The sequence below is a fragment of the Mesorhizobium sp. AR02 genome (genome assembly GCF_024746835.1).
Classification (GTDB): domain Bacteria; phylum Pseudomonadota; class Alphaproteobacteria; order Rhizobiales; family Rhizobiaceae; genus Mesorhizobium.
Map to the genome: position 1 here is coordinate 104812 of NZ_CP080531.1, position 12651 is coordinate 117462.

Genomic DNA, 12651 nt, shown 5'->3' on the forward strand with positions numbered 1-12651 from the left:
TTACGTCTTTGTTTATGCATGTCGTTCTCCCAAAACCGAGGCCACTTTTCGGCGACATGCATTAGTCCAAACAAAGTAAACCCCAAGACCAGATCTGGCTCTGGGGTTAACATAACAGTATATGCAAGCCGGTGGAACTATTTGACCTTTGAGCTTTTCCCCGACGCTTTGGCCGACTTCGCCGTGCCCGCCTCGCCTGTCTGGCCCCGCTTTGGCGTCGAAGCCGCGGTCAACGGAGACGAGAACACCGAGCTTTCGGCACCGTGCGGCGACGCTTCGCTTCGCGGCGTTTCCAGCACCACGACGCAGCCGTCAAGATCGTTGGTAGCCAGATGCGCGTAGCGCATGGTCATCGACAGGGTCTGATGGCCGAGCCACATCTGCACACGCCTGATGTCGATACCGCCCTGGACAAGGCGCGAGGCGCAGGTGTGGCGCAGGATGTGTGGTACGACCTGATCGTCGGCACCAAGGCCAACTTCGGCTTTCGCCTCGTTCCAGATCGCACGGAACTGTGCCTGGCTCAATTTGGTGAACGGGCCTTTGGGCCGGCGGCCTTCGGTCGGAGGCAGCTTGATGACATCCTTGACCCGCTCGGTCATCGGAATGGTGCGGCTGCGGCCGGATTTGGTGATCCAGAAGGAGACGCGATGTTCCTGGATGTCGTTCCAGATCAGCCCGAGCGCCTCGCCAAGGCGGCATCCGGTGTCGACGAGGAAGACGGAAAGCCTGTAGGCATCCTCGCTGCGGGTCCTGATGGCGGAAAACAGCCTCGCCTCTTCCTCCCTCTCGAGGAAGCGAATCCGTCCCGCCCGCTCCTTCTGGCGGCGGAACTCGGGCAGGCTGTGTATATCTCCCATCTTGTAAGCCTTGCGCAGCAGTTTGCTGAGGGCAGCCATCTTTCGGTTGATGGTTGCGTTGCTGTTGCCGCGCTGGCGCAAGGTGCCAATAAGGTTATCAAGGGTACTCTGGTCAAGGGCGCTGAAACGCTCCCCAAGGAGGATCTCGTCTATTTCGCCAATGAAAGAGCTGACATTGTATTTATGCCGCCCATCATCCCACAGTATGTCCCGGTAAACTGAAAAAAGCTCTCCGACCCTGTACGACTTTACTTCTCTTATCTTGTTATAGGTGTACTTGATCTTTGAGTTCTGAGAAGAAAACATCGAAAACGGATCCGGGGGGCTACCCTCTTGAATCGCTTCGTTGGTCATAGTCCGTCACACCCCCATGTGGATAGATCAGCCCTATCCGCTTGGAAGCGTCCTTTCAAGAGATTTTAATCACGCGGTTGTGATCCCATCCGCCCATCAACGGATCCCACGACATCGTCCCGCGGATTTATTCAGCTACCGATTCCCCCTGTTCCTTCTGTTGCGTTGACCCAGTCACGAAACAAAACAGCCCGGGCGTTTGCGCGCCCGGGCTGGATTTCACCTGTAAGGAACCAGCCCTTAGAAGGAGCGCTGGAAGCGGAGCATGCCGCCGACGCTATTCTTCTTGGTGCCACCGGTCCAATTGTAGAAATTTCCGTCAAAATTGCCAAAATTGCCCACATGCGAGTAGTCGACTTCGGCTGTAACCGTCAGGCCCGGAACAACGTCATAGGCAACGTTCGCAGCGACGCCGACGTTCTTCCACTGATCGGTGGAAGCCTGCAAGTTGAACGAAGTCTTCTCGTTGAACTTGTAGGTGCCGCCGCCCCACACCGCCCAGCTGCCACCCCACGGCTTGTAGAAGCCGCGACCGCCTGCATAGTCGTGGTAGCTCGTATCCTCAAGGTGGCTCTTGGTGCCCCAGCCGCCCATGATGAACAGCGACAATGCACTGGAGACGTTCACATCCAAGCGGACCTTGCCGGAAACTTCCTGGTAGTTGCTGTCGTAAGCAACGACGCCGGTGATGGCGCCCCAGCCTTGCGTCCACTTCAAGCCGCCGACGACGTGCGGAACATAGGAGTCGATGGTACCAACGCCGTAATAAGTGTAAGAGCCAGCGTTAACGTGATTGGCACCGTGGACAAAGGCGCCGCCGGTGCCGCCCGAGCCTTCTTCAAGCGAGACAATGGCCGAGAAACCGTTGCCAGCATCGAAGGTGTACTGCACGACGTTGGTGTCGAAGCCACCATAAGGAACCAGCGTATCCTGAATGACGCTGCCGGCGTAGCCGATGAACGTATCGAAGGCCGATTCATCCTTACCGACGCGCAGGCCACCAAGCTGGATCCACGCGAAGTTCAGCGAAGGACCGCTGTTGCCGGCGGAGTTCGGGTCGAGATCGTCATTGTGGTTTTGAAAATTGAAGCGGGTCTCGGTGTAGGTCTTCAACGTGCCGAGCTCGGTCTCCTGGCCGGTCCAGGTCTTCAGCGAGAAGCGAGCATGCTTTTGAAATGTGCCCTGGTCCTTGCCGTCCTTGACGTCGTGGCTGCGAGCACCATCGAACGATCCGATGTCACCGACGCCGATGTCGTAACGGATGTAACCGCCGATGCGCAGGCAGGTTTCGGTGCCGGGGATGTAGAAGTAGCCAGCGCCGTAGACGTCACAGATCTTGACGTATTCAGCGGGTTCCGGCTCGGCGACGACGACGGCGTCGGCGGCGCGCGCACCGGAAACTGCGATCAGGGCCGCAGCGGAGCCGAGGAGAAGGCTCTTAATGTTCATTTTCTGACCTCCAGTCAAAAGTTAAAAAACGGGTCTGGGTATTCTTTGCTGAAGGACAGCGTTCCCTGCCCCATCCCCACTACCGAAAAAGATGCGCACCGCGCCGCTTCCTCGAAACCGACATTACCCATGAGCCGGCGGCGTTCAACAACGATCGTACCGGCGAAAGGGCTGTTCGGCTGCTATCCCCCAGCGTTGTTGCACAAATGACACGATTTGGCCTCACTCAGAAAGCTCTTGTTAACCATCAGCCCCGCCGCAACCGCTTATTTCCCACCGAATCCGACAATCGGCAGACGGAATCATGGCAGGGTCGCGAGTCACCAGACAGGGAGTTGCCGCAAAACGGCCGTACCAGGTAACCCCGCGGTTCCGGCCCGCTGTTATTTTTCCATATAATGATGCGGGCTTGTTGATTGTGCCGGCGCTTTTCTTTATCCACCGGCGCAACGGAGAGGTGGCCGAGTGGTCGAAGGCGCTCCCCTGCTAAGGGAGTAGAGGTCAAAAGCTTCTCGTGGGTTCGAATCCCATCCTCTCCGCCATCCTGCTTCGCTCTTCGAGCTTCGCAGGACAAGTCCAGACCTTCGCACGAAGCAGGATGCCCTCCGAAGCCTCGGCGAAGGAGGGCCACAAGCACCTCAAGTTCCTAGTAAAATGGGATTGGCAGTCTGACCTCCAGGAGCCAGGATGCGTGCATCCGGCGAAGGAGCGCGGTTCGTGTGGTATGTTTATCTGTTGGAAAGCAAGGCTGCGGAAGGTGAGCGCTATATCGGTGTAACTTCGGACCTGAGGCGGCGGCTTGCCGAGCACAATGCCGGAAAATCCAGCCATACGTCCAAGTTTCTGCCATGGCGGATCGTGACCTACATGGCCTTCTCGAGCCAGGCCAAAGCGGCTTCATTCGAGCGTTATCTCAAATCCGGTTCTGGGCACGCTTTCGCCAACAAACGGCTGTGGTGACGACCGCGCGCCAGCGTCAAATTTCACATTTCTTCGATATAACGTAGCAATAACAATCTGTTATCGCGAGAACACGAGCCGTAGCTTCTATCGTTTCGTTCGATTCTGACTGGAGGTCAGAAAATGAACATCAAGAGCCTTCTTCTCGGCTCCGCTGCGGCCCTGATCGCAGTTTCCGGTGCGCGCGCCGCCGACGCCGTCGTCGTCGCCGAGCCGGAACCCGCTGAATACGTCAAGATTTGCGACGTCTACGGCGCTGGCTACTTCTACATCCCCGGCACCGAGACATGCCTGCGCATTGGCGGCTATGTCCGTTACGACATCGGCGTCGGTGACGTCGGCTCGTTCGACGGCGCCAAGACGGAGGATCAGCGGTCCGGCAAAGACCAGAGCACCTATTTCAAGAACACCCGCTTCACACTGAAGACCTGGACCGGCCAGGAAACCGAACTCGGCACCTTGAAGACCTATACCGAGACCCGCATCAACTTCGGCAACCACAACAACTACAGCAGCGACAATTATGCTGAAAACAAGGGCATCACGCTGAACTTCGCCTGGATCCAGCTCGGTGGTCTCCGGGTCGGTAAGGATGAATCGGCCTTCAATACGTTCATCGGCTACGCCGGCAACGTCATCAACGACACGCTCGTCCCTTACGGCGGCTTCGACACCAACGTCGTGCAGTACACCTTCGATGCCGGCAACGGCCTGTCGGCTGTGGTTTCGCTGGAAGAAGGCTCGGGTAGCGCCAGCGCTTCGCATGGAATTTACCAGGCCAGCAATTCGGGCAACGATTCGATCGACAGCTACGTACCGGACGTCGTCGGCGGCGTGAAGTACACGCAGGGCTGGGGTGCCATCAGTGGCGTCGCCGCCTATGACAGCACCTGGGATGAGTACGCAGGCAAGGTCCGCTTGGACGTGAATGCGACCAGCCAACTGTCGCTGTTCGTCATCGGCGGCTGGGGCTCCGACAAGAATATCGACCGCAACTTCTACAAGCAGTGGGGCGGTCACTGGGCAGTGTGGGGCGGCGGCACCTACAAGTTCAACGAGAAAACCTCGTTCAACCTTCAGGCGTCAGTTGACGGGGACAAGAACTATGGCGTCGCGGCGAACATCGCCTATGACGTCGTTCCCGGCCTCACGGTTACGGCCGAAGTTGACTATGCTCACGACGGCAAGTTCGGTGATGTTGACGATCGCAACTGGACTAACGCCGACAAGAAGAACAGCGTCGGCGGCATCCTCCGCTTCCAGCGCTCGTTCTAATAGATTTCGACAAGTCGAAATCGAAAACCCGGCGGGCAACCGCCGGGTTTTCTTTTTTGTGTTGATGCATACCGTTGTTCCAATGGCGCTGCGCACTACCAAGCGCCGAAACGCGTCGCGATCTCTGAGATTCGCTTCTGCGCTTAGCTCTTTGACATGCCCTTGGCCTGTGAAACTATCGGTCAAACGTCGGCGAGGTCGCCCAACGCTTCAATCAAAGGCTGGATCTCACTTTCGTAATTCTTCCAGCGCTTCATGGACGATTTGTAGATCGGCTGACGGACCTGCCAGCGGCTAGGCGTGGTGACCGCCCCTTCCCTATCGAAGAAACGAAGGCACGCGTCATCCCAGGGAAGCCCGAGATAATCGATAAGCCGACGCGATTGTGCCTCTTGATCCTCTACAAGTGTCTCATAGCGATTTTCAAAGATACGACCCGGGAAAACCTCGTTCCAGTGACGCATCAAGCGGTCATATTCTCGATAGTAGAGGCCGAGTGCCCGCAGGTCTGAATTGTAGCTGTGTGCCGAGTTGAAAGGCAGGACAAAGCATGACACGCAATTGTCGATGGCATCCCGGCGGCAGTGAATGATACGGGCATTGGGAAAGAGCAGGGTGACGAGGCCGATCAATTCGAAATTGTGCGGCATCTTATCCACGATGCGCTGTGCGGTTGGAGCGCGCTCCCTCAAATAAGATAGGTGCTCTTCGGCCAACGTCCTGGACAAGCTTTCAGTGACCGTCATGACCGGCTTTTTCAAATCAGAAGCCGAGGATTGCAGACCGATCGCGTTGGCTACCCGACTCAGTTTTCTGAGCTCTCCGGCGCCATGGACCTCCGGATGACTGGCGCATATCTGTTCGGTAAGCGTTGTGCCGGAGCGCGGCATCCCGACCACGAACACAGGGGCTTCCGAAGGATTGCCGTAGCCCGACCTTTCGGCAAAGAAGTCCGCCGTGAAGGTCTCGATCGACGCGTCAATGAAGCGGCGGTACTGGTCTATGTCGAATCTATAGCCTTCGGCCTGCTTCGCCTTCTTGAAATGGTCGAAGGCTTCCGCATAGCGCTTGAGGTCGTTTTCCACCTTACCGGCGGCGTAGTTGAGTTTCGCCTTCGTCTCCGGCTTAATTCCCGGACTCTCCAACTCGCGCAGGATCGGCTGGAGTTCGGCCGGCTCCTCTGTAAATTTTCGGGTCTGCACAAGGTCGTAATAGGCCGCCCCTACGTCGACGCGGCGTTCGATCGCCTCCTTAAGAAAGACGCCGGCCTCGTCCATGCGCCCAAGACCAGTGAGCGCAGCAGCCATGCCGATCCGCGCCTTGGGGTGATTACGGTTAATCTTCAGCGCCTTCTCATAAAGTGGCAAGGCCAAATCGGGTTTGTCGTACTGGGTATAAACCCCGCCCAAGGCACACAGGGCTTCTATAAGGTCAGGCCGCACTTCCAAGGCGTACTGGATATGATTTACGGCAACTGAAAATTCACTCAGCTTCCCATAGGCCTCGCCGAGGCTAAGATGGTAGTAGGGATTTTTAGGCTCCTCAGCGATCGCACGTCCGAAATAGCGCAAAGCCGCCTCGTCGTCGTAGCCCAGATGAACGGTGCCCATGATGTAGAGAGCCAGCGGATGATTCGGCGTGCGCGCTAAAACCTGCAGGCATAGGTCCTGAGCCTCATTGAGCTGCTTGGCCTGTTGATACTCATAGGCTTGCTTCAGCAATAATTCGTCAGCCTGTGCGCGTGCAAACGAATTTGTTTTCGGCAGACTTGCCTGCATCGGAGCTGGCCGTGGCAATCCAGGTTTAGGCGCAGCGGCGGACTTGAGGTGTTTGGACCAGGCAGGCGGCAGACGATTGTTCATCGTCGCTGGTTAGCAAAAAAGGCCAATCGAATCCAGACAAAATGGACCTGCCCAGCGCTTGCGCGCACCCCCCCGTCACGCTAGCAAGAAGGCCCTTTCCAAGCGAGCTTCCGCCATGCACCAGCGCCCTCCCCTCACGCCCGTCGTCGCAGCGCTTCCCTCAACGGTGCCGTTTGTCGGTCCGGAAGCGCAGGAGCGTGAGCGCGGGCGCCCTTTTCGTGCGCGCATCGGTGCCAATGAGAGCAGTTTTGGTCCTTCGCCGCGCGTCATTGCCCGCATGGCCGAGATCGCCCGCGACATGTGGATGTATTGCGATCCCGACAATTTCGATCTGAAGGTTGCAGCTGCCGCGCATCACGACGTGGCGGTCGAGAACGTCGTTGTCGGCGAAGGCATAGACGGGCTGCTCAGCCTGGTGGCGCGCATGTATGTGGCGCCTGGCGATGCCGTGGTGACGTCGCTCGGCGCCTATCCGACCTTCAACTTCCATGTTGCCGGCGTCGGCGGACGGCTGGTGGCCGTTCCTTATGTGAACGACCACGAAAGCCTGGATGGTTTGCTTGCGGCGGTCGTCAAGGAGAAGGCACCGCTGGTCTATCTGTCCAATCCTGACAATCCGATGGGCAGCTGGTGGGAAGCGGACGAGGTGATCCGCTTCATCGAAGCGTTGCCGCAGACCACCATGCTGGTGCTCGACGAGGCCTATGGCGAATTGGGGCCGGCCACGGCCCTGCCGCCGATCGACATCTCACGCCCGAATGTCGTCCGCATGCGAACCTTTTCAAAGGCTTACGGGCTTGCCGGGATACGCTGCGGCTATGCGGTGGCGGAGGCCCAGGTGATCCGCAACTTCGAGAAGATCCGCAACCACTATGGCGTCAGCCGCATGGCGCAGATCGCCGGCGTCGAGGCGCTAGCCGACCAGGCCTATCTCGAGACGGTGGTGGCGCGGGTGGCTGCCGGGCGCCGGCGCATCGCGGCGATCGCCGAGCAGAACGGGTTGAAGCCGCTGGCCTCGGCGACCAATTTCGTCACCATCGATTGTGGCCATGACGGAGCCTTCGCGCTGAAAGTGCTGCAGGGGCTGCTGTCGCGCGACGTGTTCATCCGCAAGCCGATGGCGCCAGGGCTCGACCGCTGCATCCGCGTCAGCGTCGGCCTCGACCACGAACTGGACATTTTCGCCGAGGAACTGCCGGGCGCGCTGGCGGCGGCGCGAGGGAACTAATGCATGTCGCCCAAAAGTGACCCCGGTTTTGGGTGGACACATGCATGAAAACATCGGCCTAAAACGCGTCGGATGAATCTGTTTCGACGCGACGCGCTTTAGGCAATTTCGCAGCGTTCGGATGCCGGTGCCCCGCCCAGCAGATGCCTGACGCGCGCCAATATGTCAGACAACTCGGCGGCTTCCTCGTCGTCCAGATTCGCGGTCAGGCGGACGAGATCGCAATCCGCGGCCGCCTGGAGCGCGGCAAGCGCGGCCTGGCCGCGGACGGTGAGCGAGAGGACGCGACCGCGCAGGGCATTGGGGCCGGCATGCGTTTCCATCAGGCCGGCGGTAGCGAGTTTTCGAAGGATTCTCGTGACGTAGGCCGGCTCCAACTGGAGCTCCTGGGCGATGTCGGACGCTGCTGGTGCGAAATCGATTTGAAACGCCCGCGCCAGAAAGCCTGCCTTGCCCTCAGGGGTGGCGGCAATATGGCCGGATCGACGGCCCAGTTCGAACAGCACCCGCGCCTCGGTCAGCGTATAGGCGCTGTGCGTCAAGGTTTCGTCGAGCAGCCCGATCAGGCCGGTATAGAACCGGTTGAAGCACCTGAGGTCGCTGACCAAGACATTCCGATCGGCGGGCATGTCCTGCGCCTTCCATGAGATTCCACGTCGGCAGATCATGACGCAAAAGTTGACCAAGTCAACTATTTATTGGATCAAGTCATCTATCTTCCGAACAAACCTCGACTCATATTCGATAGCCTCCCCTTCAAGCCAGTTGCCTTCGCTCGATCCTGCGCCAGACTCTATGCAAGGAGCGCGAGATGAACGATCAGAAAAGGGCAGTGCAGGCCAGCGTGCACGGCAGGGTGCAAGGCGTCGGCTACAGGATCTGGGTGAGAGGCGAAGCGGCAGGGCTTGGGCTGGTGGGCTGGGTGCGCAACGAAAGAGACGGCTCGGTAACGGCATGGCTTGCCGGCGCCGACGCGGCGGTTTCGGCCATGATCGAACGACTTTGGCAAGGCCCGCAAGGCGCTTCAGTCTCACGGATCGATGTCGAGGAGATCGAGACCTGGACCGCGCCTGGAGACTTCAGGATCGTCGCATAGGCGCATGCGCGTCTTGAATTTATCGGGCGCTCTTGAATTAATTGAACGTTCGTTTTATTATCTCCGAATTGACGAGGCGATCATGGCGCGCACCACAGGATCCGACGGCGGGCGAACCGAGGCGGCAGTCCGCGAAGCGGCGGTCAATCTGATCGCACGCTACGGCTACGAGGCGATGTCTATGCGCCAGCTGGCGGCCGAGGTCGGCGTCCAGGCGGCCGCGCTTTACCGCTATTTCCCGACCAAGGAAGACCTGTTGTTCACGCTGATGCGCGAGCACATGGAAGGACTTCGCGAGGCCTGGGAACACGCCAAGCCAACCGGCGCCGATCCGGCGGAGCAGCTTGCGGCCTATGTGCGCAACCACATCGCTTTCCATATCGAGCGCCGGCACGCCACGCATGTGTCGAACATGGAATTGCGCAGCCTGTCGCCCGACAGGCTGACGCAGATCCTGCGCATGCGCACAGCCTACGAAAAGGAACTGCGGATCATCCTGCGCGACGGCGCCGAGGCCGACGTCTTCAACATCGAGGACACCGGCCTGACGGCCATGGCGCTGATCCAGATGATGACCGGCGTCATCGTCTGGTTCCGGCCCGGCGAGCGGCTGTCTGTCCCTGAAGTAACGGCGACATATCTTTCAATGACAATGCGCCTGGTCGGCGCGAGGATGGATACCTACAGCGCCGCGCGTCCCTTCGGTCGCGCAAAGGACGCTGTCGCACTTTGATTTGAGTATGATCCCGAAGATCGAGAGCGATCTTCGGGATCATACTCGGGGGAGGAACGAGATGTACACGAACACGCTCAGCTTCGGGCATGACGAGGATATCGAGGCGCTGCGCGACCTGGTGCGGCGCTTCGCCCAGGACAGGATCGCGCCGATCGCCGGCGATATCGATCGCGACAACGAATTTCCGGCGCATCTGTGGCGCGAGCTCGGTGCGCTTGGCCTGCTCGGCATCACCGCCGATCCCGATTTCGGCGGCAGCGGCATGGGCTATCTCGCCCACGTGATCGCGGTGGAAGAGATTTCCCGCGCCTCGGCTTCGATCGGCCTCTCCTACGGCGCCCACTCCAACCTCTGCGTCAACCAGATCAACCGCTGGGCGACGCCGGCACAGAAGGAGAAATTCCTGCCGCAGCTGTGCTCGGGCGAGCGTGTCGGTGCGCTGGCGATGTCGGAATCCGGCGCCGGCTCCGACGTTGTCTCGCTCAAGCTGCGTGCCGAAAAACGCAATGACCGCTATGTGCTCAACGGCACCAAGATGTGGATCACCAACGGGCCGGACGCCGATACGCTGGTCGTCTACGCCAAGACCGATCCGGAGCGGAAATCGCGCGGCATCACCGCCTTCATCGTCGAGAAGGCGATGACGGGATTCTCCGTGGCGCAGAAACTCGACAAGCTCGGCATGCGCGGTTCCAACACCGGGGAGTTGGTGTTCGAGAATGTCGAGGTGCCGTTCGACAATGTGCTGCACGAGGAAGGACGTGGCGTCGAGGTGCTGATGTCGGGCCTCGACTATGAACGCACTGTGCTTGCCGGCGGCCCGATCGGCCTGATGGCGGCGTGCCTCGACGTGGCGATCCCCTATGTGCACGAGCGCAAGCAGTTCGGTCAGCCGATTGGCGAATTCCAGCTGGTGCAAGGCAAGCTGGCCGACATGTACACGGTGATGAATGCGGCTCGCGCCTATGTCTATGCCGTCGCCGCTGCCTGCGATCGCGGCCAGACCACCCGCAAGGACGCCGCCGGCTGCGTTTTGTTTGCCGCCGAAAAGGCGACGCAGATGGCGCTCGACGCCCTCCAACTGCTGGGCGGCAATGGCTATATCAACGATTATCCGACCGGCCGGCTTTTGCGCGACGCCAAGCTCTACGAGATCGGCGCCGGCACCAGCGAAATCCGGCGCTGGCTGATCGGCCGCGAGATCATGGCGGAGGGGGTGTAGCATGACCACGCTCCAAACCCAGATCTCCCCCTCCTCCGACACCTTTCGCGCCAATGCCGAACGCATGCGCGCACTGGTCGCCGACATCGCCGAAAAAGCCGCGACCGTCGAGCGCGGCGGCTCGGAGGAGGCACGCGAGCGCCACGTCTCCCGCGGCAAGCTGTTGCCGCGCGAACGCCTCGCCCAATTGCTCGACACCGGCTCGCCCTTCCTCGAGATCGGCCAGTTCGCGGCGTGGTCGATGTATGGCGAGGAGATTTCGTCGGCCGGCATGATCGCAGGCATCGGCCGTGTCGAAGGCACCGAGGTGATGGTCGTCGTCAACGATGCCACGGTGAAGGGCGGCACCTACTACCCGCTGACGGTGAAAAAGCATCTACGCGCGCAGGAGATCGCGCTGCAGAACAATCTGCCCTGCATCTATCTGGTCGACAGCGGCGGCGCGAACCTGCCCAACCAGGACGAGGTGTTTCCCGACCGCGAGCATTTCGGCCGCATCTTCTACAACCAGGCCAACATGTCGGCAGCCGGCATTCCGCAGATCGCCTGCGTCATGGGCTCCTGCACCGCGGGTGGGGCCTATGTGCCGGCGATGTCGGACGAGACGATCATGGTGCGCAACCAGGCAACCATCTTCCTCGGCGGCCCGCCGCTGGTGAAGGCGGCCACCGGCGAAGACGTCAGCGCCGAGGATCTGGGCGGCGCGGACGTGCATACCAGGCTTTCCGGCGTCGCCGACCATTATGCGATGGACGACGACCATGCGCTCGCCATCTGCCGTCGCATCGTCAAAAACCTGAATCGAAACAAGACCGTAAGCCTGAACTTACAGAAATCGATTCCGCCACTTCATCCGGCGGACGAACTCTACGGCGTCGTCCCGACCGATCTGCGCCAGCCCTACGATGCGCGCGAGGTGATCGCACGCCTCGTCGACGGGTCCGAATTCGACGAGTTCAAGCAGAACTACGGCACCACGCTGATCACCGGCTTTGCCCATCTCCATGGCATGCCGGTCGGCATCATCGCCAACAATGGCGTGCTGTTTTCCGAAAGCGCGCTGAAGGGTGCGCACTTCATCGAACTGTGCTGCCAGCGCAAGATCCCGCTTGTCTTCCTGCAGAACATCACCGGCTTCATGGTCGGCCGGAAATACGAAGCCGGCGGCATCGCCAAGGACGGCGCCAAGCTGGTGATGGCGGTTGCCACCGCGAGGGTGCCGAAGGTGACCGTCATCATCGGCGGTTCATTCGGCGCCGGCAATTACGGCATGTGCGGCCGTGCCTATTCGCCACGCTTCCTGTGGATGTGGCCGAATGCGCGCATATCGGTAATGGGCGGCGAGCAGGCGGCGACCGTGCTTGCCATGGTCAAGCGCGAAGGCATCGAGCGCAAAGGGGGCGAATGGAGCGCCGAGGAGGAAGCAAAATTCAAGAAGCCGATCCTGATGAAATACGAGCATGAGGGCCATCCCCTCTACTCGTCCGCCCGCCTCTGGGATGACGGCATCATCGATCCGGCGAAGACGCGCGAGGTGCTGGCGCTCAGCCTGTCCGCCGCGCTCAATGCCGAAATCGAGGACACGCGCTTCGGCGTGTTCAGAATGTGA

The 12651-nt window shown here is 59.9% G+C and carries 11 protein-coding genes and 1 tRNA gene; 8 read left to right on the plus strand and 4 right to left on the minus strand.

Annotated features, from left to right (window positions below):
* Window positions 1-137: 137 nt before the first annotated feature.
* The gene (locus DBIPINDM_RS05230; protein WP_258584738.1) at window positions 138-1214 is read right to left on the minus strand and encodes a tyrosine-type recombinase/integrase; all 1077 of its coding nucleotides are present in this window, start codon (window positions 1212-1214) and stop codon (window positions 138-140) included.
* A 240-nt stretch (window positions 1215-1454) separates the two neighbouring features.
* Window positions 1455-2663 carry a porin gene (locus DBIPINDM_RS05235; protein WP_258584739.1) on the minus strand — a complete coding sequence of 403 codons (1209 nt, stop codon included), beginning with the start codon at window positions 2661-2663 and terminating at the stop codon, window positions 1455-1457.
* Between the two features lie 451 nt (window positions 2664-3114).
* Here DBIPINDM_RS05235 and DBIPINDM_RS05240 point away from each other — a divergent pair.
* The 3 genes from DBIPINDM_RS05240 to DBIPINDM_RS05250 all read left to right on the plus strand — a co-directional run bounded on the left by DBIPINDM_RS05240 (window position 3115) and on the right by DBIPINDM_RS05250 (window position 4898).
* Window positions 3115-3205 (plus strand) — tRNA-Ser (locus DBIPINDM_RS05240).
* Window positions 3206-3380: 175 nt separating this feature from the next.
* Window positions 3381-3623, plus strand: a complete 243-nt coding sequence (locus DBIPINDM_RS05245; protein ID WP_258589469.1) for a GIY-YIG nuclease family protein — start codon at window positions 3381-3383, stop codon at window positions 3621-3623.
* Between the two features lie 123 nt (window positions 3624-3746).
* Window positions 3747-4898: a porin gene (locus DBIPINDM_RS05250; protein WP_258584740.1), complete on the plus strand. Its 1152-nt coding sequence runs from the start codon at window positions 3747-3749 to the stop codon at window positions 4896-4898.
* 182 nt (window positions 4899-5080) lie between these two features.
* Here the strand turns inward: DBIPINDM_RS05250 and DBIPINDM_RS05255 are convergent, their stop codons facing one another.
* Window positions 5081-6760: a tetratricopeptide repeat-containing sulfotransferase family protein gene (locus DBIPINDM_RS05255; protein WP_258584741.1), complete on the minus strand. Its 1680-nt coding sequence runs from the start codon at window positions 6758-6760 to the stop codon at window positions 5081-5083.
* 115 nt (window positions 6761-6875) lie between these two features.
* Between DBIPINDM_RS05255 and DBIPINDM_RS05260 the strand changes: the two genes are divergently transcribed.
* Complete coding sequence (locus tag DBIPINDM_RS05260) at window positions 6876-7988, plus strand: pyridoxal phosphate-dependent aminotransferase (protein WP_258584742.1); 1113 nt, start codon at window positions 6876-6878, stop codon at window positions 7986-7988.
* 98 nt (window positions 7989-8086) lie between these two features.
* Here DBIPINDM_RS05260 and DBIPINDM_RS05265 read toward each other — a convergent pair whose 3' ends face one another.
* Window positions 8087-8596, minus strand: coding sequence for a MarR family winged helix-turn-helix transcriptional regulator (locus DBIPINDM_RS05265; protein WP_258584743.1), 510 nt, complete (start codon window positions 8594-8596; stop codon window positions 8087-8089).
* 203 nt (window positions 8597-8799) lie between these two features.
* Between DBIPINDM_RS05265 and DBIPINDM_RS05270 the strand changes: the two genes are divergently transcribed.
* The 4 genes from DBIPINDM_RS05270 to DBIPINDM_RS05285 all read left to right on the plus strand — a co-directional run bounded on the left by DBIPINDM_RS05270 (window position 8800) and on the right by DBIPINDM_RS05285 (window position 12651).
* On the plus strand, window positions 8800-9084 hold the full coding sequence (locus DBIPINDM_RS05270; RefSeq protein WP_258584744.1) for an acylphosphatase: 285 nt from the start codon (window positions 8800-8802) through the stop codon (window positions 9082-9084).
* 82 nt (window positions 9085-9166) lie between these two features.
* Window positions 9167-9817: a TetR/AcrR family transcriptional regulator gene (locus tag DBIPINDM_RS05275; RefSeq protein ID WP_258584745.1), complete on the plus strand. Its 651-nt coding sequence runs from the start codon at window positions 9167-9169 to the stop codon at window positions 9815-9817.
* Between the two features lie 61 nt (window positions 9818-9878).
* Window positions 9879-11042: an isovaleryl-CoA dehydrogenase gene (locus tag DBIPINDM_RS05280; protein ID WP_258584746.1), complete on the plus strand. Its 1164-nt coding sequence runs from the start codon at window positions 9879-9881 to the stop codon at window positions 11040-11042.
* A 1-nt stretch (window position 11043) separates the two neighbouring features.
* Window positions 11044-12651 (plus strand): carboxyl transferase domain-containing protein, encoded by a 1608-nt coding sequence (locus DBIPINDM_RS05285; protein WP_258584747.1) that lies wholly within the window; start codon window positions 11044-11046, stop codon window positions 12649-12651.